This window comes from Streptomyces sp. NPDC051207, assembly GCF_040682395.1.
GTDB lineage: Bacteria > Actinomycetota > Actinomycetes > Streptomycetales > Streptomycetaceae > Streptomyces.
This window is the reverse complement of record NZ_JBFBAX010000014.1, coordinates 88,870-112,863: the sequence shown is the minus strand read 5'-3', so window position 1 is coordinate 112,863 and position 23,994 is coordinate 88,870. Positions and strand designations below refer to the sequence as shown.

The 23,994-nt window shown below is 72.2% G+C and carries 19 protein-coding genes; 12 read left to right on the top strand and 7 right to left on the bottom strand.

What is annotated here, in order from left to right:
- Positions 1-41: 41 nt before the first annotated feature.
- The 10 genes from AB0M97_RS16535 (at position 42) to AB0M97_RS16490 (ending at position 9,628) form a co-directional block, all read left to right on the top strand.
- Complete coding sequence (locus AB0M97_RS16535; protein WP_365961562.1) at positions 42-1,274, top strand: cytochrome P450; 1,233 nt, start codon at positions 42-44, stop codon at positions 1,272-1,274.
- Between the two features lie 308 nt (positions 1,275-1,582).
- Positions 1,583-1,894 carry a hypothetical protein gene (locus AB0M97_RS16530; protein WP_365961561.1) on the top strand — a complete coding sequence of 104 codons (312 nt, stop codon included), beginning with the start codon at positions 1,583-1,585 and terminating at the stop codon, positions 1,892-1,894.
- Positions 1,891-2,928: a LacI family DNA-binding transcriptional regulator gene (locus AB0M97_RS16525; RefSeq protein ID WP_365961560.1), complete on the top strand. Its 1,038-nt coding sequence runs from the start codon at positions 1,891-1,893 to the stop codon at positions 2,926-2,928. Before AB0M97_RS16530 ends, AB0M97_RS16525 begins: the two co-directional genes overlap by 4 nt.
- Before the next feature lie 253 nt (positions 2,929-3,181).
- Positions 3,182-4,540 (top strand): extracellular solute-binding protein, encoded by a 1,359-nt coding sequence (locus AB0M97_RS16520; protein WP_365961559.1) that lies wholly within the window; start codon positions 3,182-3,184, stop codon positions 4,538-4,540.
- A 7-nt stretch (positions 4,541-4,547) separates the two neighbouring features.
- Positions 4,548-5,504 (top strand): sugar ABC transporter permease, encoded by a 957-nt coding sequence (locus AB0M97_RS16515; RefSeq protein ID WP_365961558.1) that lies wholly within the window; start codon positions 4,548-4,550, stop codon positions 5,502-5,504.
- Entirely contained in the window at positions 5,501-6,436 is a 936-nt protein-coding gene (locus AB0M97_RS16510) for a carbohydrate ABC transporter permease (RefSeq protein ID WP_365961557.1), read from the top strand. The genes AB0M97_RS16515 and AB0M97_RS16510 overlap by 4 nt, the downstream gene beginning before the upstream one ends.
- Positions 6,436-6,594 (top strand): hypothetical protein, encoded by a 159-nt coding sequence (locus tag AB0M97_RS16505; protein ID WP_365961556.1) that lies wholly within the window; start codon positions 6,436-6,438, stop codon positions 6,592-6,594. The genes AB0M97_RS16510 and AB0M97_RS16505 overlap by 1 nt, the downstream gene beginning before the upstream one ends.
- A gap of 249 nt (positions 6,595-6,843) precedes the next feature.
- Complete coding sequence (locus AB0M97_RS16500; protein WP_365961555.1) at positions 6,844-7,080, top strand: hypothetical protein; 237 nt, start codon at positions 6,844-6,846, stop codon at positions 7,078-7,080.
- Positions 7,077-7,811, top strand: a complete 735-nt coding sequence (locus AB0M97_RS16495) for a sugar-binding domain-containing protein (RefSeq protein WP_365961554.1) — start codon at positions 7,077-7,079, stop codon at positions 7,809-7,811. The genes AB0M97_RS16500 and AB0M97_RS16495 overlap by 4 nt, the downstream gene beginning before the upstream one ends.
- Complete coding sequence (locus tag AB0M97_RS16490) at positions 7,709-9,628, top strand: hypothetical protein (RefSeq protein WP_365961574.1); 1,920 nt, start codon at positions 7,709-7,711, stop codon at positions 9,626-9,628. Before AB0M97_RS16495 ends, AB0M97_RS16490 begins: the two co-directional genes overlap by 103 nt.
- 217 nt (positions 9,629-9,845) lie before the next feature.
- Here the strand turns inward: AB0M97_RS16490 and AB0M97_RS16485 are convergent, their stop codons facing one another.
- On the bottom strand, positions 9,846-12,617 hold the full coding sequence (locus AB0M97_RS16485; RefSeq protein ID WP_365961553.1) for a glycosyl hydrolase: 2,772 nt from the start codon (positions 12,615-12,617) through the stop codon (positions 9,846-9,848).
- Between the two features lie 336 nt (positions 12,618-12,953).
- Between AB0M97_RS16485 and AB0M97_RS16480 the strand changes: the two genes are divergently transcribed.
- Positions 12,954-14,039: an NAD/NADP octopine/nopaline dehydrogenase family protein gene (locus AB0M97_RS16480; protein WP_365961552.1), complete on the top strand. Its 1,086-nt coding sequence runs from the start codon at positions 12,954-12,956 to the stop codon at positions 14,037-14,039.
- Positions 14,040-14,142: 103 nt separating this feature from the next.
- Here the strand turns inward: AB0M97_RS16480 and fxsT are convergent, their stop codons facing one another.
- The 6 genes from fxsT to AB0M97_RS16450 form a co-directional block, all read right to left on the bottom strand.
- On the bottom strand, positions 14,143-16,206 hold the full coding sequence (fxsT, locus tag AB0M97_RS16475; RefSeq protein WP_365961551.1) for an FxSxx-COOH system tetratricopeptide repeat protein: 2,064 nt from the start codon (positions 16,204-16,206) through the stop codon (positions 14,143-14,145).
- Positions 16,207-16,342: 136 nt separating this feature from the next.
- On the bottom strand, positions 16,343-17,170 hold the full coding sequence (fabG, locus tag AB0M97_RS16470; protein ID WP_365961550.1) for a 3-oxoacyl-[acyl-carrier-protein] reductase: 828 nt from the start codon (positions 17,168-17,170) through the stop codon (positions 16,343-16,345).
- Positions 17,167-17,436: an acyl carrier protein gene (locus AB0M97_RS16465; RefSeq protein ID WP_365961549.1), complete on the bottom strand. Its 270-nt coding sequence runs from the start codon at positions 17,434-17,436 to the stop codon at positions 17,167-17,169. The genes fabG and AB0M97_RS16465 overlap by 4 nt, the downstream gene beginning before the upstream one ends.
- Before the next feature lie 67 nt (positions 17,437-17,503).
- A complete protein-coding gene (locus AB0M97_RS16460; protein WP_365961548.1) occupies positions 17,504-18,568 on the bottom strand; it encodes a beta-ketoacyl synthase N-terminal-like domain-containing protein in 1,065 nt (354 codons plus the stop codon).
- Positions 18,568-19,779 carry a beta-ketoacyl synthase N-terminal-like domain-containing protein gene (locus AB0M97_RS16455; protein ID WP_365961547.1) on the bottom strand — a complete coding sequence of 404 codons (1,212 nt, stop codon included), beginning with the start codon at positions 19,777-19,779 and terminating at the stop codon, positions 18,568-18,570. The genes AB0M97_RS16460 and AB0M97_RS16455 overlap by 1 nt, the downstream gene beginning before the upstream one ends.
- The gene (locus tag AB0M97_RS16450) at positions 19,776-21,713 is read right to left on the bottom strand and encodes an AMP-binding protein (RefSeq protein WP_365961573.1); all 1,938 of its coding nucleotides are present in this window, start codon (positions 21,711-21,713) and stop codon (positions 19,776-19,778) included. The genes AB0M97_RS16455 and AB0M97_RS16450 overlap by 4 nt, the downstream gene beginning before the upstream one ends.
- 405 nt (positions 21,714-22,118) lie before the next feature.
- Between AB0M97_RS16450 and AB0M97_RS16445 the strand changes: the two genes are divergently transcribed.
- Positions 22,119-23,825: an AMP-binding protein gene (locus AB0M97_RS16445; protein ID WP_365961546.1), complete on the top strand. Its 1,707-nt coding sequence runs from the start codon at positions 22,119-22,121 to the stop codon at positions 23,823-23,825.
- Positions 23,826-23,994 lie beyond the last annotated feature (169 nt).

The following is a 23,994-nucleotide window of genomic DNA, read 5'->3' as shown; positions in this document are numbered from 1 at the left end:
GCGCGGCGACCACCGTCCGCGCGGAGTTGGGAACCGTGATCATGACCGAAGCACCGATGCTCGACCCGGATTTCATCACCCAGCTGCTGCCCTTCAACCCCTTCGACCCGGCGTTCCTGACCGACCCCTACCCGATCTACGCCCAGATCCGGGACAAGGGCCCGGTGACCCGCACCCCGCTGGGCCTGTGGGCGGTCACCGGGCACGAAGCCTGCTCCGCCGTACTGCGCGACCAGCGGTTCGGCTGGGGCGACGGCGCCACGGTCGCCGATCACTTCCGCACCGACGCCGACGGTTCGGTCGTCCGGCCGTTCATCTTCGCCGACCCGCCCGAGCACACCCGCATACGTGCCCTGGTCGGCAAGGCGTTCGCCGCCCGCCAGGTGGACCGGATGCGCGCCACCGCCGAGCGCGTCGTGCGCGAACTGATCGAGGCCGCCCGCGCCGAGGCGGGTGACGGCCCGATCGACCTGATGCGCGCGGTGGCGCACCCCCTGCCCGGCCGGATGCAGAACGCGCTGCTGGACGTCCCGGCCGAGCACGCCGCCCGGTTCGACGAGCTGTCCGCCGACATCGCCCGCGGCCTGGACCCGAGCTTCCTGCTCGCTCCCGAGGAGATCGCCAAGCGGGACAGCGCCCGCGCCGAACTGTACGAGTACATCGGCGAGCTGGCCGAACAGCGCCGGGCCAAGCCGGGCACCGACCTGATCAGCGAGCTGGTGGCGGTCGAGGACGACGGCGAGAAGCTGACCCCGCACGAGCTGGAGGTCACCTGCACGCTGCTGCTCTCGGCCGGGTACGCCACCACGGTCAACCTCATCGGCAACGGCATGTTCGCCCTGCTCAGCCGCCCCGAACAGCGGGACTGGCTGCGCGCCAACCCGGACCAGGTGCCCGGCGCGGTGGAGGAGATGCTGCGCTTCGACGCGCCGGTGCAGATGATCGCCCGGGTCGCCGTGGCCGAGGCCGAGATCGCCGGGCACACCGTCCAGCCGGGCGAACAGGTCATGCTGATGATCGGCGCGGCCAGCCACGACCCGGCCGTCTACGACGATCCCGACGAGCTGAAGCTGAACCGCCCGGCCGGCCGCAACCTGGGCTTCGGCCTGGGCATCCACTTCTGCGTCGGCGCCCCCCTGGCCCGCCTCACCGCACAGACCGCGGTGTCCGCCCTGACCGCGCTCGACCTGGAGCTGGTCACCGAGACACCGCCCCGGGTCCCCAACATCATCATGCGCGGCCTGGCGGAACTGCCCGTACGCATCACCGGCTGACCCGCGACACCCCGCACGTCAGGTGCCCGCCGGGGACATCCGGCGGGCACCTGACCGCACCCGGGCGCCGGAGGCCGCCCGGAACGGCCGGCCTCGGGCGGCCCCGCCGCACCCACCGCGGGCCACCGCACCCTCACCGAAGCCCTGTCACCCCCTCCGGCCGCCATCTGACCACCCACGGCGGCAGCCGGGGAATCGCCCTGCTGTACGGCCTCCTCGCGGTGGTCCACGCTGCCGCGAAGGCGGCAAAGCCGGACGCGTTGGGCATCACGCACACACCACACCCCGCCTTCGCTAGGGTGACGGACATGTCCCGGCTCGACGACTTGCTCCGCCTCGATGCTCCGGACCCTTACGCCCGCGTCGTGCCGCAGACGCGTCACCGGGGCGCCGTCACCGTCGCCTCCTGCCCACAACTGCCCGTCGACACCGACGACCGGTGCGCCCCGGACCGGGAGCAGGGACGCGCCTGTGCCGCCGTCAGGACCGGACTCGGCGTGCCCGCGCTCTCCGTCAGCACGCACCTGGACCGCACCGGCGAACCACGGGAGGACGACGACTGCGCGGCGCTGCGCCGGCGGTGGGCCGCCTGGCGTGCGGGCAGGGGGAAGGCCGGATGAGCGACCACGGCGGGTCGCGGGGCAAGCACGGCCGGGTCACCCTGCGCGACGTCGCCGAGGCCGCGGGCACCTCACGGTCCACCGCGTCGCGGGCACTGGCCGGCACCGGCTATGTGGCCAAGGCCATCAGGACCCGCGTCCGGGAGGCCGCCGACCGGCTGGGGTACGTGCCCGACGTCTCGGCCCGCACCCTGAAGGGACAGTCCAGCGGCCTGGTCGGACTGCTCGTGTCCGACCTGCGCAACCAGTTCTCCGCCCAGCTCGCCGCCGGGGTGGAACAGACGCTGGCCGCCGCCGGGCAGCAGCTGGTGCTCGTGGACGACCACGGCAGCGAGCAGAAGGCCGCCGACGGGGCGCGCGCCTTCCTGTCCATGCGGGCCGACGGCGTGCTCCTCGCACCGGTCGGCAGGGCAGCGACGCAGGCGCTGGTCGACCGCGGCATGACCGTGGTCGAGGTCGACCGCCGCTCGGGCGTGCGGGGCTGCGACTCCGTCACCATGGACAGTGGGCTCGGCGCCCGCGAGGCGGTCGGGCACCTGCTCGCCGAAGGGCACCGCCGGGTGGCCCTCATCACCGACGAGACGATGTGGGACACCGGGCAGGCACGACTGAAGGGCTACCGGGCCGCGCACCGGGAAGCCGGTGTGCCGGTGGCCAGGCGGCTCGTCCTCACCCTCGGGCTGCGCCCGGCCGACCCGGTCGGCGACGTGACCGCCTTCCTCGACCGGAACCCGGACATCACCGCGGTGTTCGCCGCGAACAACGTCGTCGGCGAGACGGTCTGGCAGGCCCTCAAGCGGCGTGGCTGCCGGGTGCCGCAGGAGTGCTCGCTCATCTGCTTCGACGACATGACGTGGATGCGGATGGTCGAACCCTGCGTCACCGCGGTCCGCCGGCCCGTCTACGACATGGGGGTGCGGGCGGCCGAGCTGCTGCTGCGGCGCATCGCCGGCACCCGCGGCAGGCCGGAGGCGCACGTGCTGCTGCCCGAACTGCTGGAACGCGGCTCGACTTCGGCACCGACAGCCGGCTGATCCGCCGGCCGCCCGGCCCCAACTGCCGCACCGCCGGGCCCCGGTGTGCCTTTCACTCCACCTCGGACAGGTGTCGAACCCGGCCGCGGAACCCTTTGTTCACCCATCATTGACGCCCATGACCCCTGTGCATACGTTCTCATGTGGGATCGATGCCATATCGGGGCGAGTTGCCGCCCCGTTCCGTCCCCACCTGTCCCCGGGCGCTTTCGGCCGCCCCCGCCGTGTCAGCCGCCACCTCAAGGGAGAGCGCATGGCCGCACCATCCCCGCAACGGACACGCCGTCGGCTCACCTGCGTCACCGCCGTGTACGGCCTGCTGTCCCTCACCGCCTGCGGCGGCGTCAGCCTCACCGGCGACGGCTCCAGCACCTTCACCACCATGGGCTACGGTCTGGGCGACGCCCTCGCGGGCGCCCGCATGGACGAGGCACGCAAGGCCCTCGGCATCGAGATCCAGGTCAACGAGGGCTCCTTCGACGAGCAGCAGTTCCTGTCCTCCGTCGCCGCCGACGACCCGCCGGACGTCGTCACCATGGACCGCGCGAAGATCGGCGGCTACGCCTCCCGCGGCGCGCTGCTCCCGCTCGACGCGTGCGTCAAGAAGGAAGGCATCGACCTCGGCGAGTACCGCGACACCGCCCTCGCCGAAGCCACCTTCGACGGAAAGCTCTACGGCCTGCCCAACTCCTACGACAGCCGCATCATGCTGATCAACGGGAGCCTGCTGAGGAAGCACGGCCTCACCCCGGAGGACTTCGACACCGCCGACTGGGGCAAGCTGGAGCGGATTACCAGGAAGCTGGTGAAGTTCGACGGGGACAAGCTCTCCCGCATCGGCTTCGACCCGAAGATCCCCGAGTTCTTCCCGATGTGGGTCGAGGCCAACGGCGGCTCACTGATCAGCGAGGACGGCCGCACCGCGACCGTCAACAGCTCCGAGGCCGTCGAGGCGCTCGCATACACCAGCCACCTGCTGAGGATCCAGGGCGGCTGGGGCAAGGTGAAGGCGCTGCGCGACTCCTTCGACATGTTCGGGTCGAAGAACCAGTTCACCCGCGAGCAGCTCGGCGGCTTCCCCATGGAGGACTGGTACGTCAACGTCCTCGCCCAGAACTCCCCGGAGACCGACCTCGTGACCGCCCCGTTCAAGGACCGCCGGGGCAACCCGGTCAACTGGACCACCGGCTACTCCTTCACCATCCCCAAGGGCACCGAGTACGCCGACGAGGCCTGCGCCTTCATCAAGACGATGACCTCCGCCCGCACCTGGGAGATCGGCGCCAGAGCCAAGCAGGAGGAGGCCAAGGAGGCCGGCGGCCCCTACGTCGGCGACTTCACCGGCAACGCCGTGGCCGACCGCACCATCGAGAAGCGGATCTGGAAACCCAGCGGCAACGAGCCGTTCGACCGCGCCACCCGCCTCCTGTTCGACGTCCAGGCCGACGGCTTCAGCGTCCCGGCCAACGCGGCCGGCAGCGAGTTCACCAGCGCCTGGCAGAAGGCCGTCAACCGCGTCCTGTCCGGCCAGCAGAGCCCGAAGGAGGCGCTCGACCAGGCCCAGAAGCAGGCCCAGAGCGTCCTCGACATCGCGAACCAGGGAAAGAGGTGAGCCGGACGTGACCGCACCCACCCCGGGCGACCCGCGGCCCCGCACCCGGGGCAGCCGCACGGCCGCCTGGAAGCGCCACGACACCCGCGCCGCCTACCTGTTCATCCTGCCCTGGATCCTCGGCTTCCTGATCTTCACCCTCGGCCCGGTGATCGCCAGCTTCGTCCTGTCGTTCACCAACTACGACGGCATCGGCGTCACACAGCACGTCGGCCTGGCCAACTACGAGCAGATCTTCGACGACCCGTCCGTGGCCAAGTCGATGACGAACACGCTCGTCTTCACGGCGCTGCGCGTCCCGCTGCAGATGGTGATCGCACTCGCGCTGGCCATGCTGCTGCTGCGCGTCGGCCGCGCCGCCGGCTTCTTCCGCACGGTCTTCTACCTGCCGGTGATGACCCCGGCCGTGGCGGTCGGCGTGCTGTTCCTGATGCTGTTCAACGGCAACGTCGGCGTCGTCAACAAGGCGCTCGAGGCCGTCGGCATCACCGGGCCGAGCTGGACCACCGACGGGCCGTGGATCAAACCCGGCCTGGTGCTGATCTCCCTGTGGGCCGTCGGCTCCACCGTGGTCATCCACTTCGCCGCGCTGCGCAACGTCCCGCAGGATTTGTACGAGGCGGCCGAACTCGACGGCGCCAACCGGTGGCACCGCTTCCGGCACGTGACACTGCCGCAGATCTCCGGAGCGCTGTTCTTCACCCTCGTCGTCAACACCATCGCCTCGCTGCAGACCTTCACCGAGGCCTACACCGCCTTCTACGGCACCGGGCAGGCCCAGTCGTACACCAGCGACGACGCCCTGTTCTACGTCGTCTACCTGTTCCAGCAGGCCTTCCAGTTCATGCACATGGGATATGCCTCGGCACTGGCCTGGCTGCTGTTCCTGGTGATCGTCGTCATCACCCTCGTCCAGTTCCGGCTCGGCAAACGCTTCGTCTACTACGAGGGGGACGAGCGATGACGGTCGTCGAGGAACACGGCACGGCGGAAGCCGGTCCGTCCGGCACCGGCGGCGCGAACCGGGCCCCCCGGCAGCGGCGCGCGGTCCGTGACCCGCACGGACCCGTCGGCCCGCTCGGCAGGACCGTACGGCTGGTGCTGCTGGTCCTCGTCTCCGTGGTCTTCCTGTACCCCTTCGTCTGGCTGCTGAGCGCCTCGTTCAAGCCGGTGCAGGAGGTGTTCGACAACGCGCTGATCCCGCACACGTTCCAGCCGGGCAACTACGCCGACATCTGGGACGCGTTCCCGCTGCTGACCTGGCTGTGGAACTCCACCGTCATCACCCTGGCCGCCGCGGTCGCCGTCACCGCCTCCAGCGGACTGGTGGCCTTCGGGTTCGCCTACTTCCGCTTCCCCGGCAGGAACGCCCTGTTCGGGCTGGTCATCGCCACCATGATGCTGCCCGCCACGGTGCTGATGGTGCCGCAGTACCTGATCTGGGACTGGCTGCGCCTGTCGAGCAGCCAGCTGCCGCTGTGGGCGCCGAACCTCTTCGGCAGCGCCTTCTACATCTTCCTGCTGCGCCAGTTCTTCCTCGGCCTGCCGCGCGAGCTGTTCGACGCCGCCCGGGTCGACGGCGCCGGCCACTGGGCGCTGTACTGGCGCATCGCCGCGCCACTGTGCAAGCCCGCGCTGCTGGTGACCTTCGTCTTCGAGATCCAGGCCGCGTGGACCGACCTGGTGCGCCCGCTGATCTATCTGCGCGACCCGGACCTCTACACCGTGCCGCGCGGACTGAAGGCCGTGCTCGACCAGTTCGGCGAGGGCGGCGAGTGGCGCTGGGAGATCGTCGCGACGGCCTCCGTCGTGGTCACCCTCCCGATGATCCTCGTCTTCTTCTTCTGCCAGCGGCACTTCACCGAGGGCATCGCCACACAGGGACGGAAGGGCTGATGGGGCGCCACCCCGGAGCGCGGCGAGCCGTGCTCGCGCTCGACATCGGGGGCACCAAACTCGCCGCCGGGGTCGTGACCGAGGACGGCACCGTGCTGTCGACCGAGATCTGCCCCACCCGGGCCCCGTACGCCGCCGCGTCGCCGCCCAGGCCATGAGGCCGGCGGCGGGCGCCGTACGGATCGTCCCGGCGACCGGCGGCGCACACGCGGGCCTGCTCGGCGCCGCCGCCGTCGCCTTCGAACGCCGGTCCGATCCGCCACCCGCCCGATCCAACCGCCCGACGGACCCACCGACACACGGAGCACGATGTCCGAGGACCCCCACAAGGTCGCCCAGCGCCTCGTCGAGGTGCACGAGGGCGACGGCCGGCTCCACACCTTCGGCCACCGGCAGGAGACGTCCGCATGACCGTGCAGCAGCCCATCGTCCGCAGCCGCACCCTCCGCCTCGTCGGCACCGCGCACCTCGACCCGGTGTGGCCGTGGCGCCGGCCGGAGAGCCTGCCCGAGACACGGGCAACCCTCCAGTCGGCCGCCGTCTGCATGAAGGAGTACCCGGACTCCGTGACGTTCCGCGTGCCCCGCGACCCGAGGGCGCCGGTCACGGAGACGGACCTGCCGGAGAGGACCGCCGGGCGGTGACGTCGTACCCCCTGTCCGGCGACGGCTGGGAGATCCGGGGCTGCCTGGGCGACACCCGGCGGTGGCTCAGCGGCCCCGGACGCCCGGCCGGCGAACCGGGATGGCTTCCCGCCCGGGTGCCCGGCTCGGTGCTGGACGACCTGCACCGGGCCGGGCAGGTGCCCGACCCGTACCACGCCGACAACAGCCTGGCGGCGGAGTGGGTGCCGCAGCGCACCTGGCTCTACCGCCGGGAGATCACCGCGGCACCGCTCGCCGGAGGGGAGCGGGCGGTGCTGCGGTTCGACGGCGTCGACCACGACGTGACCGTGCTCGTGGACGGACGGGAAGTGGCGCACCACAGCGGCATGTACCTGCCGTTCGAGGTGGACGTCACCGACCGGCTCGCGGCCGGCGGCACGCACCTGCTGGCCGTCGCCGTCCACCCCGCGCCGCACAGCGAGCCCCGGGTGGGCCGGACCGACCGGGTGCGCATCCACAAGTCCCGCATGGGCTACGGCTGGGACTTCTGCCCGCGCATGGTCCACCAGGGCATCTGGAAGCCGGTGACCCTGGAGATCGCGGGCCCCTGCGGCTGGTGGACGCGCACGTCGGCGCCGAGATCGGCGAACGGGCCGACAGCGCATCGGTGCGCATCTCCGCCACGGTGGAGGCGTGGGCCGCCGGGACGCTGTGGGCCGAGGTCCGCTCGCCCGAGGGCGGGACCGTCGCCGTGGCCGAACGCGCCGTGACGGCGGGGGACGGGTCCGTGGCCCTCGACCTGCCGGTCCCGTGGCCACGGCTGTGGTGGCCGAACGGGCACGGGGACCAGCCCCTGTACGACGTCGCAGTCACGCTGGCCGACACCACCGGGCGCACGGTGGGCGCACGCCGGGCCACCACCGGGTTCCGGCGGATCCGGCTGGTACCGAATCCCGGCGCGCCCGACGACGCCCTTCCGTACACCGTCGAGGTCAACGGCCGCCGCATCCACCTCAAGGGATGGAACTGGGTTCCGCGGGACGCCTGTTACGGCGTACCGCGGCCCGAGTGGCTGGAGCATCTGCTGCGGCTCGCCGCCGACGCGCACGTCACGCTGCTGCGGGTCTGGGGCGGCGGCCTGATCGAGACGGACGACTTCTACCGGTGGTGCGACCGGCTGGGGCTGCTGGTGTGGCAGGAGTTCAGCCTCTCCGGCTCCGGCATCGACAGCGTGCCCGCCGCCGACCCCGCCTACGTGGCGCTCATGGAACGCGAGGCACGCACCCTCGTACCGGCGCTGCGCCACCACCCCTCGCTCGCGGTCTGGGGCCCCGGGAGCGAACTGCACGACACGGCCGCCGCCCTGCCGCTGAACGAGCGGACGTCACCCGTCGTCGCCGCACTGGCCGCCGTCGTGTCGGAGCTGGACCCGTCCCGCGCCTGGCTGCCCGGATCGCCGTCCGGCCCCGTCTTCCTCAACCGCCTCGACCTGATCGAGGCCGCCCCGGACTCCCACCACGACGTGCACGGCCCCTGGGAGCACCAGGGCATCGGCGCACAGCACGCGCTGTACGACGCGGCCACCTGCCTGCTGCACAGCGAGTTCGGCGTCGAGGGCATGGCCAACCGCCGCACCTGGCGGGCCGTGGTGCCCGAGGACCGGCAGTGGCCGACCGGCCGGGACAACCCGCTCATGGAACACCTCGGCGGCTGGTGGAACAACACCTCCCTCGTCCAGGCGTCCTTCGGCGGCCGGCTCACCACCCCCGACCTCGTGCGGCGCGCCTCGCAGCAGCTCCAGTACGACGGACTGCGCTACGCCGTCGAGGCCGGTCTGCGCCGCGCGCCGCGCTGCAGCGGCACGATCCCCTGGCAGTTCGACGAGCCGTTCCCCAACGCCTGGTGCACTGCCGCCGTCGACCACCGCGGCGATCCGAAACCCGCCTACCACGGCGTGCGCCGCGCCTACCGCCCCGCGCACGTCTGCGCCCGCTTCGCCACCCAGGCGTGGCACGGACACCCGGCCTTCACGGCCGACCTGTGGGCCTGGGACCAGCACGGACGGGGCGAGAGCGTCACCGCCCGGCTCACGGACGCGTACGGGAAACTCCTCGCCGAGCACGGCCTTCCGCTCGGGCGCCCGGCGACCCCCGGGCCGCACACCTGCGTCCCCGCCGCCCGCGCGGGCACCTGGCACGTGCCGCTGGACGGCCTGGCCACCGACGTCTTCCTGCTCGACCTCGCCCTGCACGACGCCGACGGCTCGGTGCTCGCCGCGAACCGCTGGCTCCACACCCGCACCGCCGATCTGTCCCCGCTCCTCGACCTGCCCGAGGCACACATCGAGGTCACCGCGGGACCGGACCACGTGACCGTCACCCACACGGGGGGAGCGGCAGCCCTCGGCCTGGTCCTCACCGACGCCCGCCCGATCTCCGCCCCCGGCTGGGCCGTCTTCGGTGACAACATGCTCGACCTGCTTCCCGGCGAGCACGTCCGCATCCCCGTCGACTGGCGCCACGCCCCCGCCGAAGGCCGCGCGGTACGGCTGGAAGGATGGAACACCGGTGTCCTCGAACTCCACTGACGCTGTGGTGCCCGCTCGCGCTGTCGGCACGGATTGCTTCCGCGACCCGTGCCCCCCTTGCCGGCACATGCCGACTTACCGATTTACCGATATACCGACGTGCTGCCGGTTGCGGCCGCCAGCATGACACGCCGCGCGCACCACGCGACGGGCGAAGCGGGAGCGAAGCGGCGGGCACCGGCACGAAGCCAGTGCCCGCCGCCGGGTACCCGTCGGTTCAGCTGTAGGGGATCACCAGCACGGACTTGTCCGTGCCCGTCTGGAGCTTCGACGTGCCGTTGCCGATGGCGCTCCACACCTCGAGGCGCACGGTGCCGCCGTTGAGGTTGCCCAGTGCGCCGGTCGACGCCTTGAGGCCGCGTGCCTGCGTGTACTCCTCCCATCCGCTCACCGGGTCGGTGGCGAAGTAGTTGTACGTCTCGGTGCGGTCGAAGACGCCGTCGCCGGTCAGGTCGTAGCTGACCCGGGCCTGCTGGCCGAGCCCCACCGAGGTGCCCGCGTCGACCTGGAGCCGGAAGGCGGTCTGGGCGCCCGGGGTGAGCGTGCCGTTGACGCCGCGCACCTCGTAGACGAGCGGCTGGTACGGGGTGCCGTCGTGGTTGGCGCCGCCGGCCGAGGCGATGGTGTCGCTGCCCGCCGTGCCACCGGTCGCCGTGGTGAGGGTGCCGCCGCTGCGCAGCTGGAAGGTGTTGCCGGTCGGCGGTTGCGGGTCGGGGGTGCCCGAACCGGTTCCGCTGCCGGTCGCGGTGGAACGGGCCGGAACGGTGAGGGTCTTGCCGTCGGAGAAGGTGACGGTGCGGGCCGTCGCTCCGTGGTTGTGGGCCGCGTAGGTCCGGGTCGTTCCCTTGGTGAAGACGGCGGAGGTGGGGATGTCACCGGTCACGGTGGCGTCCGGGGCGCCGAGGGCGTCGAGGGTGTTGATCCAGTGGTAGGTGTGCGCCTTCGACTCGCCCTGTTCGGGGGTGTAGTCGGCGTGCCCGGCGTCCCACTTCGCCTTGGCCGCGCCCGGGTCGGCGAGGGACTGGAACTCCCAGAGGATGTCGCGCCATTCGACGGCCGGGCCGCCGTTCTCCCGTTCCATCTCGGCGATGTTGCGCCGGATCGCGGCCTTCTCACCGCCGAGGTGGAGCGAACCGCCGGTCACCGGCAGGACGTTGATGCCGTGGATCTCCTCGGGGTTGGCGGTCCACCAGGTCGAGTAGGCGGCGCCGCTGCCCCACACCATGCCGGCCGTGTCGTGACCGAAGGACGACGGGAAGACCTGCTCGTCGGCGTCGAACCAGTACTGGGCGATCGACTCCGACTCCGTGGTCAGCAGGTACGTGCCGAGGTCACGCAGCGAGGTGTCGCCGGTCGCGGAGCCCCACAGGACGAGGGCCGCGCTGAGGTTGGTGGACTCGGAGGAGGACTCCTGGTTGTTGCCGGCCGCGAAACCCTGGTGGCCGGAGGCCCAGCTGTGGCCGGCGTAGACGTCGAAGCCGCGCAGGAAGGGGAAGGCGGTGTCGGTGCGGCTGGGGTTGGCGGTGTCCCGTACGAGGGTCTTGACCATGCCGCCCCAGGCGGAGTCGGCGGCCCACCCCTGGTCGTACTGGGCGACGATCGCCGCCGCGTAGACGTAGTAGCTGTAGTGGAAGTGGTGGTCGTTGAGCTCGGTGTCGCTGCCGTAGGAGGCGGGGTAGCCGGTGAGCGTCTTCCAGTCCTTGTCGTAGCTGAACTCGTTCGCGCCTCCCGCCGTGAACCAGTCCTGGAGCTTGCCCTTGATCAGGCCGAGGAGCCTGTCGCGGATGCCGGTCTCGCCGATCTGCTCGGCGACGGGGACGAGTTGGGCGAGGCGGCCGAGGGCCTTGCCGGTCCAGTAGGTGTCGGAGGCTCCGGAGAAGGGGTCGGAGGCGTTCACGACCTCGTTCAGGTAGCCGCGCAGCCGGGCGGCGTCCACGCCGCTCGACTTGGGCAGCGCGGGCAGCACCGCCGCCGCCTTCTGGCTCGTGGTGAAGGTGGCCGACTCGCGGACCTTCATGGTGCCGCGCGGCGAGACGTAGGTGTGGGCGGTGAGGGGATCCGTGGTGTTCAGCCACTGGTGGCGGTAGAGCGCCTGGAGCGTGCCGCGCTCGGTGCCCTCCTTCGCCTCGGTGGTGAGCGTGTACGTGGCCCTGACGGTGCCGCCGGTGTAGCTCCAGGTGACCTTGGAACCGGTGACGAAGCTGTAGGCGTACTTCTTGAACGTCGCCAGCGCGCCCGTGGACGGCAGCACGGCGACGGAGAAGTAGTCCTTCGAGCCGAGACCCGCGGTGACGGTGGAGCCGGCGATGTTCCAGTCGCTGCCGGTCGGCGCGAAGAGGGCGTAGTGGTGCCCGGCGACGGTGATGCCGAGGACGTTGCCCTGGTCGGCGAAGACGGTGGGCGCGCCGGCCGTGGTGATCTGCGCGTTGCCGCCGGAGCCCTTGGCGTAGACGAACGGGGAGCCGTGGCCGATGGTGGTGCGCAGCGTGCGGGTGCCGTCGGACCACAGGGGAGTGACCGTCCAGTCGGACCAGTCGTCGGCCTTGGTGTCGGGCGAGTTGAGGCCGGTCAGCCCGACGGTGAGGTCGCGCTTGTGGGCGTACTCGTACTGGCGGCCGTCGCCGACGATCGCGGGGGAGGTCGGGTAGCCGATGTCGAGCCCGCCGGCCGTGGCCTGGTAGGTGAGGGGATGCCCGTACATGGGGGTCGAGTACGGGTTGTCGCCGTAGCGCTGGAAGGCGAGGGAGGACCACCAGTCGTTGGTGGGCACGGGCCGGGTGCGGGCGGTGGCGGTCAGCTTGGGCGTGACCGGCGTCCCGGTGTTGGTGGTGGGGCCGGACGTACCGGCGGGCCGGGTGTCGGAGTAGCTGCCGGAGCCCACCGGGACGGTGGCGGCGGCAGCCGGTACGGCGGCCGGTCCCAGGCCGACGGCGGCGAGGGCGGAGACCAGCAGCAGGACCGCTGCCGGTCTGGTGCGGGGGGATGGCATGGGGCACCTCAAGTCATCGCAGGAGGGGTCTGAGAGCGCTCTCAGATGGCCGGAACGTAAAGCCCATGTAATGCACGTGTCAATACATTGAACGCGGCGCACCGGTGGTGCCGGGCGCAAAATCCCCTATGTCTTTATGACTTGACGGTTTGGGGGTCCGGACTCCTCCGGTGCGTGAGGTCCGAGGTGCCGGATGGGGCGCCTCCCGGCCGGTGCGGCCGGTGCGGCCGGGGGTGTCTTCCCGGCCAACGCGGTCGGCCCCTCTACCCGGGGACCGTCGCGGCCGACATGCTGCCCATGCTGAGGCCACGGCCGATCTCCAGAAAGGAAAACCGGATGTCCACACAGTACTGGCCCGACGGGGTCGGAGTTCTGGGCGCGGGCGGTGAGGGTCTGGCCCTCGCCGCCCACTTGGCCGCACGCGGCGAGACAGTGCACCTCTGCACCAGAGACCCCGGCAGAATCGCGGGCATCACCAGAAGCCGCTCGATCCGCGCGCGTGGGGTCGTCGAAGGCGCCCTGCCGCTCGCCGCGGTCGGCAGCGACCCCGGCGAACTGGCCCGGCGCTGCCCGGTGCTGTTCGTCGCCACGGTGACCACCGCGTACCCGGCCGTCGCGGCCCGGCTCGCCCCCCACCTGGACTCCGGACACACCGTGGTGCTGTTCTCCGGCAAGCTCTGCGGCAGCGTCGAGTTCGCCCACGTCCTCGAACGGCACGGGACCCACGACGTCGATGTCCTGGAGACCGACGCCCTGTTCGCCGCGCGGCCCTGGGGCGACCACGGGGTCACCGTCCACGGCGTGAAACAGTGGAACCTCTTCACCGGCACACGCAGCGCCGTCACCAAGCGGCACACCGACCGCCTCCAGGACCTCTTCCCCGGCCTGCAGCCCGGGCGGAACGTCGTCCAGCGCGGGCTCACCGACTTCGGCGCCGTCGCCCACCCCTCCATCGCGCTCGCCAACATCAGCCGGATCGACCGTGGCGAGAAACTGCTGTTCTACCGTGAAGGGCTCTCGGAGCGGACCGTGGTCCTGCTGGAACAGACCGCGGCGGAGTTCCAGCAGGTCGGTGAGGCGTACGACGCACCGGTGCCGTCCGTCGCCGAACTCCTGGACCTGTACTACGGGTGCCAGGGCGAGACCGCGCTCGACGCGATGCGCACTGTCGTCCCCTACGGCACGATCACCGCACCGACCTCCCTCGACCATCGCTTCCTGCAGGAGGACGTGTCCTCGACGCTGGTGCCGATGACGGAACTCGCCCGCAAGGCCGGCTGTCCCACGCCCATGACGGACGCGCTGATCGGCTTCGCCTCGACGCTCTCCCACGAGGACTACCGCCACAGCGGACGCACGCTGGCCAGCATCGGCTGGGGAGGCCTGACGCATGAGCAGATCCGCGATGTCCTCAACGGCTGACGACGGGCACCCGGTTCGGAGAGCTGCCCTCTGGCCGCCGGCCACGGCCTGCGTGCGTCCCAGCCACGACCAGCCCTGCCCGGGGCGTCACGGCCCCGGCGGTTCACCCCTCCTCCAGCTGCTCCGCCAGCGCGACGGCCTCCTCGGTCTTCGGGTGCGTCGGGCCCAGTTGGCTGCGCAGGATCTGTGCGCCCCGGCGGGCGAAATCCGCCGCCGACGAGTCGTCCAGCGCATGCAGGGCCCGGGCCTTGAGCAGCAGGGCGTACCCGATGTACAGGTGGTCCGGGGGATAGCGGGCCTCGCGGATGCGCAGGGCCCGGGAGATCGGCGGCACGGCCGCGGCGGGGTCGCCGAGGTCGAGGTGGACGGTTGCCAGGGCGATCAGGTCGAAGCTCACGTACGGGTCGTCCGGTCCGTACGCCGCCTCGTCGATCCGCAGCGCCCGCTCGGCCAGCGGCAGCGCGGCCTCGTGCTCCCCGAGAAGGCACAGGGTGCGCGCGAGCGTCGCAAGGTCGGTGGCGATGGCGGGGCTCTCCGCCGGCAGGCGGGACTCGTGCAGGCGCAGCGCGCGTTCCGCCAGCGGGCGGGCCGTCTCCGGCGCGCCCAGGTCCCGGTGGATGTGGGCCAGCGTGATCAGGTCGAAGCCGACTTCCGCCTCCCGGCCCCTGAGCGCCTCGTCGAGCGCGAGGGCGCGTTCGCACAGCGGCAGCGCCGGCGCGAAGTCACCGATCAGCAGCAGGAACTCCGAGGCCAGCCGCAGCAGTACCGCGGTGTCCGCCGCGCCCCCGGCCGGTGGGTCGTCCCTGGTCACGGCCAGCACGTGCGGGAGCAGCGCGTGCCAGCGCGGCCGCGCGTCCGGGTCGCCGTGGACGTCGTGCGGTACGGCGGCCAGCAGTGCACGGCACAGCCGTACCCGGCTGGCCGCGAGCGCGTCGGCCGGCATCGCGGCCCGGATCGCCGCCTGGACGAGCCGGTGCAGCACCAGGGACGCGTTCTCGCGCCGTGCGAGCCCCAGTCCGGCGAGGGTGCCGACCGTCGTGTCCCATGCCAGCGGGTCGGCCGCCGCCGCGATCAGCGGTTCCGGGCCACCGGTGAACAGGTCCAACGGGATCGGCTCCGGCGCAAGCAGGGCGCACAGCTCCAGCAACCGCACGGCCTGCGGCCGCTCACGCTCCAGCCTGCCCACGCTGAGCTGCCACAGCGTGGCGACGACCACCGTCGGCCGGTCGGCCAGCTCGCCCTGCCCGATCATGTCCTCGAGCCGCGACGTCAGCAGGGCCAGGTAATCCTCCGGCGCCGTCTGGTGGAAATCCATGTAACCGGCTGCCTGCTCCAACGCGAGCGGCAGATCCCCCAGGTGCTCCGCGATCCGGTCCGCCGTCTCCGCGGTCGTGCCGGGCACCCGCCGGACCAGCAGGTCCACCGACTCCTGCCTGCCGAACACGCCGAGGTCCAGCACGTCACCCCGGCCCGACCAGCCACTCACTCTGGTCGTGACGATCACGTGGCCGTTCCTCGCCACGTCTCCCGACGGCAGCGCGTGCACGAGCGTGCCCGGCTTCTCCCCGTTGTCGAAGATGATCAGCCAGGGGCGGTGGTCCCGCAACTCGCCGTACACCCCCGGCACGAGCTGCTCCGAGTCCACCCCCACCAGGCCCAGTTCCCTGGCCAGTGGCATGAACTGCGACGCCAGCAGGTCGGGGTCCTCGGCGTCGACGAAGGCCACGAACCGGTACTTCGACAGGTGGCGGTAGGCGTACTCGACGGCGAGCTGCGTCTTGCCGACGCCTCCCATTCCGTGCACGACCTGGATCGCGGCCTCGCCCGCGGAGGTGAGGCGCCGCCGCAGCTCCCGCAGGGTGGCGTCACGGCCGGTGAAGTGAGGATTGCGCGGCGGCATCCGGTACGTCACGGGCCGGGCCGGGCGTGGGGTGCGGTCGTCCCGCGGCTCCGGCCGCAGCCCGATCAACGCGAGTGGCACCAGGAGCAGCAGAACCACCCACGGGTGGACGCGCACGAAGTCGAGGGGCCCGGGCCAGCGCCCCTGTCCGGAGGCGGCGTTGAAGGCGAGGCTGCCGACGAACAGCACGAGCAGACCGGCCACCGTGCTGATCAGTCTCCGCCACATGACTCCCTCACCGGCGCCGACGGCGACCACGACGACCACGGCCGAGGTGATCGTAGCCGAGAAGGCGCCGCGTCCGGTGGGCGATGGGGCGAGGCCGTGGCGTGCGGCGCGGGGCGCCCGCCGGGCACCCGCGGCGCCGCCGCCCCGACCACGCCGGCGCTTCGGACCCCGCTCCTCAGGGCAGCAGGCCGCCGTCGATGCCGAAGACCTGGCCGGTGATGTAGCCGGCGCGCTGGGACACCAGGAAGGACACCAGGTCGGCCACCTCCTCCGGGGTGCCGGGGCGGCCCAGCGGGATCCGTTCCAGCACCTTGTCCCTGGCCCTCTCCGGCATGGCCGCGGTCATGTCGGTCGTGATGAAACCGGGGGCCACCACGTTCGCCCGTATCCCGTAGCCGCCGCACTCCCGGGCGAGGGCCCGGGTGAAGCCGATGATGCCCGCCTTGGAAGCGGAGTAGTTCGTCTGCCCGGGTGTGCCGTACACCCCCGCGACGGACGACATGGTCACCACCGCGCCCCGGCGGCGCTTCATCATCGGGAACACCGCGGCACGGCAGACGTGGTACGTGCCGCTGAGGTTGGTGTCGATGACGTCGGTCCACTCCGCGTCCTGCATCCGGGCCAGCGGCCGGTCCCGGGTCACCCCCGCGGAGGTGACGACGGCGGCCGGCGGGCCCAGCTCGGACTCCACGGCGGAGACGAACTCCCTGACCCGGTCGGGGTCGGCGACGTCCACCTCCGCGGCGTGCACCCGGGCTCCGGCGCCGGTGGCCTCCTTGACCACCTGCTCGGCGGCGTCCGAGTGGGAACGGAAGCAGAACGCGACGTCGAACCCGTCCTGGGCCAGTCGGGTCACCACCGCGCGCCCGATGCCCCGCGAGCCGCCCGTCACCAGGGCGACCGGCCGCACGCCCGGCTCCGCCCCCTCGCCCGCTCGCGCGTCCGCCGCCGTACCCGGGTGCGCGTCCGGCGCCACGCCGGAGCCAGGACCCTGGGCCGTCATGCCGCCGACCCGGCGGCGAGCTGCTCCCGCACCAGCTCGCTGACCTGGCTGAAGGAACCCAGCTCCGAAAGGTCGTTCTCGTCGACCTTGATGCCGTAGCGCTCCTCCAGCCGCACCGAGATCTCGAGCGACACCAGCGAGTCGACTCCCAGGTCCTCCTGGAAGCGGGCCTCGTCGGTGATCTCGTCGACCTGAAGTTCCAGCGCCTCGGCGACCAGTGCGCGCAGTTCCTCGACGTCGAAGTCGACGTGGGTGTTGCTTGACATGAGCGTTCCGCCTTTCAGTGTCGGTACGTGCGGATCCGTCAGCACACGGACGTACAATGACGGTTCGTCAGGACGCTGCCGCCGCGGCGGTGGACTCCCGCTTCCGGGGCGCGGTGGGCCCGGTGGGCGGTGGGGTGAACAGCACGGCGGCCACGGCGTCGGCCTTCGGGTCGCCGGCCGTGGCGAGCACGGCCCCGCCGTCGGCCGTGCCCCCCGGCGCCGAACCGTCCGGGTCCAGCCGGGCCGCCGCGGCAGCGCACTGGAACACCCCCAACGCGCCTGAGCACGGCCCGAGCTGGGTTTCCAGGTCGCGGATCGTCACGTCCGCGCCCTGCGGGACGGCAGGGGTGTCCGGGTGCCCGGCGTGGTCCGCGCCGGTGAGCCACAGCGTCACCGGTCCGGCGGAGGAAGCACCGTCCGCCGCCGCACCTGCCGCCTCCGCCGACGCCGAGGAGACGGCCGTGGACAGGTCGCCCGCCCTGGCGCACCCGGCCACCGTGGCCAGCGGGCGCACCCCGCGCGCCGCCGCCCGGTCGGCGGACTCCAGCACGACACCGGCCGCCCCGTCCACGCTCTCCGTACCGAGCAGCCTGGTCACCGCCGGGCCCGACGGTTCCACCCCGACCACCAGCACGACCCGGGCCCGGCCCACCGCGAGCAGGTTGCGCGCCCAGTACAGGGCGTCCAGACCGCTGGTCGCGCCGTTGCACAGCGTGATGTTGGGGCCGCGCAGGCCGAAACGCATGGCGACCGAGCCGGCGATCACATTGCTGGAGGTCTGGGGCAGCCCGAGCGGGCTCAGGCCGGTGACGGTCTTCTCCGCGATGATGTCGGTGAACGCGCAGACGTTGTCCAGGATGCCCAGGTTGGAGCTGACGATCACCGCGATCTCGTCGCGCGGGACACGCAGTTCGGCACCGTCCCACACTCCGGCCGCGCGCAGCGCGGGTTCCGCCGCCCGCAGCGCCAGCCGGGACGCGCGGTCCTTGTGCCGCAGGTCGCGGCCGGTCAGACCCGTCGCGGGATCGAAACCGCCCTCGCGTACGGCGCCCAGCAGTTCGTCGGGGTGGGTGAGCCCGGGGATGGCGAGCCCCACCCCGGTCACCACCGTGTGCTGAGAGTGCCCGCCCATCACACCGCCTCCACGATCGCGACGGCGTTGATCCCGCCGAAACCGAACGCGTCCACCTGCGCCACCGTCAGATCCGCGGCCACCGCCGTGTCCCGCACCAGCCGCAGCCCGGTGGCCTCCTCGATCGGCTGGACCAGCCCCCGGACCGGAGGCACCTTGCCCCGCCGGAAGGCGAGCGCCGCCATCACCAGGCTGAGCAGCCCGGAGCCGCCGAGGGTGTGACCGGTCATCGACTTGATCGCGGTCATCAGCGGCCCGTCACCCCCGGCGAAGACCTGGGAGAGCACCTGGGCCTCGGTGCTGTCGTTGCGCGGGGTGCCGCTGCCGTGCAGCATCACCAGATCGATGTCCTCGGCGCGCACCCCGGCCCGGCGGTACGCTTCGCGCACCACCCAGGAGATCCCGTCCGGGTCGGGTGCCGTGGCGTGGTGGGCGTCGCAGTTCATGCTCACCGCACGCAGTCGGCAGTGCGCGGGAGCGGACGCCGTACCGGCGCGCTGGAGGACCACGGCCACCGCGCCCTCACCCATCAGCATGCCCCGGTGCGACACATCGAACGGGTTCAGCGCCTCGGGGACCTTGTTCTGCACCCGGTCCAGCGTGCCGAAGGCGCTCTCCCCGATCGCGTCCGTACCGGCCACCACCACGGTGTCGGCCAGGCCCAGTTCGATCATGTCGGCCGCCATGCCCAGCGAGTAGAGCGCCGCCGCGCAGGCGTTGGCAAAGGTGTACGAGTGCGGGGTACCGGTGCCGGAGCGCAGCGCGGTGCCGAAGTGCATCTGCTCGGGCCGAAGCGGCGTACCGTCGCGCCACCACAGTTCGGCGCTGCGCTGTTCCTGCAGTGTCGTGCCGACCAGGACCGGCACGTTCTCCAGCCCGTCCAGTCCCGCGTCCTTGGCGGCCTGGTCGACGACGGTGCGCAACCAGCGGGTGGCGCGCAGCGGTTCGTCGACTCCCGGCGTCGCGCGGTCGTCGATCTCGTACGCCTGCCGCGCCCGGTACCGGCTGGTGTCGAACACCCGCAGGCCCGACAGGCCGCTGCGGCCCGCGCAGAGCGCGTCGAAGATCTCCTCGGGGGTGTTACCCACCGAGGCCACCGCCCCCAGGCCGGTGATCTCCCAGCCCGCGGTGTTCCGCGCCCGGCCGCCGTGCCCGGTCGGTGCGCTGCCGGTGGCCGGCGCGTCCGGGGCCGTGACTCCCTCCCTGATCATGACCGCACCGCCTGCTGTCGCAGCCGGTAACGCGCCAGTTTGCCGGTGGCCGTTGAGGGCAGCATCTCGACGAACTCCATCCGTGACGGGCGTTTGTACGACTCCAGCCGGGTGCGCACCGCGCCCCGGATCGCTCTGCGCAACTCCTGGTGGTCGGCGCCGGCGACGGGGACGACGAAGGCCACCGCCTGTTCCAGTCCGTTCTCGTCGGTTCCGCCGACCACGCTGCACTCGGCGACGCCGTCCACGGACCGCACCACGCGCTCGATCTGGTCCGGGGCGACCTTGTAGCCGCCGAGGTTGAGGACGTCGTCGGTGCGGCAGATGTGCGCGATCGCGCCGCCGGGGAGGCGTCGTACCAGGTCACCGGTGTAGGCGCCGCCGTCGGCGAAGGTGGACCGGTTCTCCTGCGGACGGTTGAGGTAGCCGAGGGCGACCGTGGGACCGGCGATGTGCAGCCGTCCGTCGTCGCCCTCCGGCACGGGACGGCCCTGGTCGTCGCGGACGGTGACGGTCACCCCGGGGACCGGGCGGCCGATGGAGCCGGGCATCGGCTCCGACGGCGGGGTGGCGATCACGACGTGCATCACCTCGGTGGCCCCGAAGCAGTTCATCAGCTCGGTGCCGAACGCACGGCGGATACGGTCGGCCAGCTCGGGCGGGCAGTCCTCACCGGCGGAGAGGCACAGCCTCAGCGCGGCGGGGAACGACTCCGGTGACGCGGCGCCGCCGGGGGAGCGGGAGGTGTCCCGGTCCAGCGCGTCGAGCAGGCTGAGGTACATCCGCGGCACCGAGCAGAACACGGTCGGGCGGTGCCGGCGCAGCGCGGCGAGCACCTTGTAGAGGTCCACCGCACCACGGATCAGTACGATGCGCGCTCCGGCGGCCAGCGGGCAGAGCACCGAACTGCCCAGCCCGTAGCCGAAGGAGAGCCGGGCCGTGCACAGGACGGCGTCGTCCGGCCGCAGTCCCGCCACGCTGCCGAAGCCGTCCAGCATGGCGTTGATCCCGCCCGCCGAGTGGCGCACTCCCTTGGGATGGCCGGTGCTTCCCGAGGTGTACTGGATCAGCGCCTCGCGCTCCGGGGGCCAGACGGCGGCCGGAACCATCTCCCCGCCGGCCACTTCGGGGGCGCCGGACGCCAGGGAGCCACGTACCCGGTCACCCGTCAGTTGCGGCAAGTGGCCGAAGGCCGCCGCCAGTTCCTGCCGACGGTCGGGCACGCCGTCGAGATGGACGACTCCGGCCGCGCAGTCGTCGGCGAGGAACCGCAGTCGGGCCTCGTCCAGCAGCGGGCTCACCGGGACGGGCACGCACCCGTGCCACCACAGCCCCAGCAGGGCCACCACGGTCGCCACCGAGTCCTCGGCGAGGACCAGGCCACGCGAGCCGGGAGCCACTCCCAGGGTCCGCAGCATCCCGGCGTAATCCCGGGCCGCCTCGTACAACCGGGCGTACGACACCTCACCGACGTCCGGATCGACATAGCTGACCCGGTCGCCACGGCCGGCGTCGACATGACCACCGACCAGCCGTGCGACCAGGTCGACCGACGCCGGTGCCTTCCCCGGACCGGTCGGGCCGGCGGGCTCGGCCCGGGGCGCGGCTGAGGCGGCCGGCTGCGTCGGCGCGGTGGCCGCAGCGGGCTCGTCCCGGTCCCCGGGAACCCCGGGGCCGGTGGCCGGTCCGGTCGCCGGGACCCGGCTGTCGAGCAGGGCGGCCACGTCACGGACGCTGTCCATGGCCGCCGCCTCCTCCTCGGTGAGGGTGACGCCGAAATCCCTCTCGATACGTACGGAAATCTCGACCTTTTCGAGGGAGTCGACTTTCAGATGCTGCTGGAAGGAGGCGTCGGCAGGCACCTCTTCGATGTCCATTTCGAGCACGGTGGCCACGATGGCGCGCAGCCGATCATGTATATCGGTATTCCGCACAGGGAGCACGATGGACGCTCCTCGTCGAGATGTCGCATGGGGCGGAGAGAGCGGACGTGAATTCAACAGGCGCCGAACGGCAGCGTACACGCCTTCTGGCGGGCCATCGAAATAGTCCGGCATTATTCGTCAAGTAGCGCTCTCAGCAGCACAGTCAGGGCTTGTTCCGGTCTCTGCTCGCATTGATGCGGTTCGGCGGAGAGGTTTGCAGTACGGGAAGAGTGAACCTGACATATTCGACGACCGTGGCTGGCCCCGGAGAGCGGCGGCTCGTGAACATAATGCGACCGCCATTCCGAACGCCCGTCGCGGCACGCCGCAGCAATGCGGAGACACGCGCCCGGTTCGCAGCCCTTCATGGCCGTATTCAGAAAAGGCACTGGTCTTCTCAACGAGGACAGGTGAATGATGCCCCTCTCCGCACGCACCCTTCTGTCGCCCGAAGCCCGACTGCGGGCCGTGGATCTGCCCGGCCTCGGTGGCGGGAACGCCTGGCGCACGGCCGCGCGTCTGAGTCCCCGGCCCGACCTGCCGCTGATCATCGCGGACCGCCCCCTGGTCAACCTCGACGGCCAGGAGCAGGCCGAGTTCAGCATCAACCAGCTCGACGCGCTGGCCGACGCCTGGGCCGCCTGGTACCTCGACCGCGGGGTACGCCCCCGGGACCGGGTGGCGATCTACATCGAGGACTCCTTCGAGGACCAGCTGCACCTCGCCGCGCTGGCGCGGATCGGGGCGATCGGGCTGCTGATCAACGGCCGGATGCTGCCGGAACTGGCCCTGGGCCTGATGCGCCGCACCGAACCGGTGGGGCTCTACACCGACGCCCCGCACCTGGCCCTGCTGGACGGACGCCACCGCGAACTGCCCGGCCTGCGCTGGACCTGCGCCCGGGAGGAGGTCGGCACGCTCGGCCACCGCTCGCTGCCGGAGTCCGCGGAGTACCGGCACGCCGACGAGGACCCGGTGGTGCTCTGCCACTCCTCCGGGACCACCGGCAACCCCAAGCCGGTGATCTGGACGCACCGGCAGAGCGTGGCGGGCGCCCGCTTCCGGCTGGCGAACAACACCGAGTCCGAGGACGCGCTGATGCTGGCCGCCGCGCCGCAGACCCACTCCAGCGCCATCGCGTTCACCTTCTACGCACTGCTCGCCGGCCTGCCCACGGTCGCCTACTCGGACCCCGGCGGACCGGGCCTGGTGCGCGCCTGCGCCACCTACCGGCCCACGGCGGTACTGGCGTTCAACGAGGCGCTGGGCCGGCTGGCGACCATGGAGAAGGACCCGGCGGACTTCACCTCGGTGCAGGTGTGGCTGAACCTCGGCGACGCCGGCCACGACGCGCACATGCGCGAACTGATGCGGCTCGGCAGCACGACCGTGGACGGCCGTACGGTGCCGGGCTCGGTCATCGACGACGGGCTGGGCTCCTCCGAACTGGGCTGGGCGGCGATCCGCCGGGTGCTCACCCCCGACTCCCCGCCGCGCGCCCGCTACCTGGGTACCCGGGTCCCCATCGCGGAGGTGGCCGTGCTCCGCGAGGACGGCACCGAGGCCGGGCCGGGCGAGGTCGGCATGCTCGGCGTGCGCAGCGAGTCCCTGACACGCGGCTACTGGAACGACTCGGACACCACCTACCGCACCATGCTGGCCGGTTACTGGCTCTCCGGGGACCTGGTCTCCCGCACCGCGGACGGCGACTTCTTCCACGTCGACCGGATCGTCGACGCCATCCGCACGCCCGGCGGTGACGGCTACTCGGTGCTGATGGAGGAGGAGCTGCTGCTCAACCTCCCCCAGATAGAGGACTGCGCGGTGATCGCCGGCCGCCACGAGCAGACGACCGTACCGGTGGCCGTGGTCCGCCCCCGGGAGAGCGGCGTCGACCCCGAGGTGCTGCTGAAGCAGGTCAACGAGGTGCTGGCCCGCGTCGGCCAACCAGCCGTCGCCCTGCTGGAGTTGGCGGAGACCGAGGAGGACATCCCGCTCGGCCCGACCGGCAAGGTCCTCAAGCGCCGGCTCCGCGAGCGCTACGCCGAGCTGCACACCTACGTGCCGGCCCGGCCCGCCGCGCGGACGGAGGCCGCCCGGCTGACGACAGGCGCCGCCTGATGACCGCACGGCTGCCGGCCGGTTCCGCGACGGCGGGCGGCGAGGCGTCCCTCACGGGCGGGGGACAGGCCCCGCCCGGCGGCCCCGCGCCACACGCCGGGCCCCGCCCGACCACCGCGGACGCGTCCCCCGGGCCACCGGTCCCCACCTTCGCCCTGGCGGACGGCAT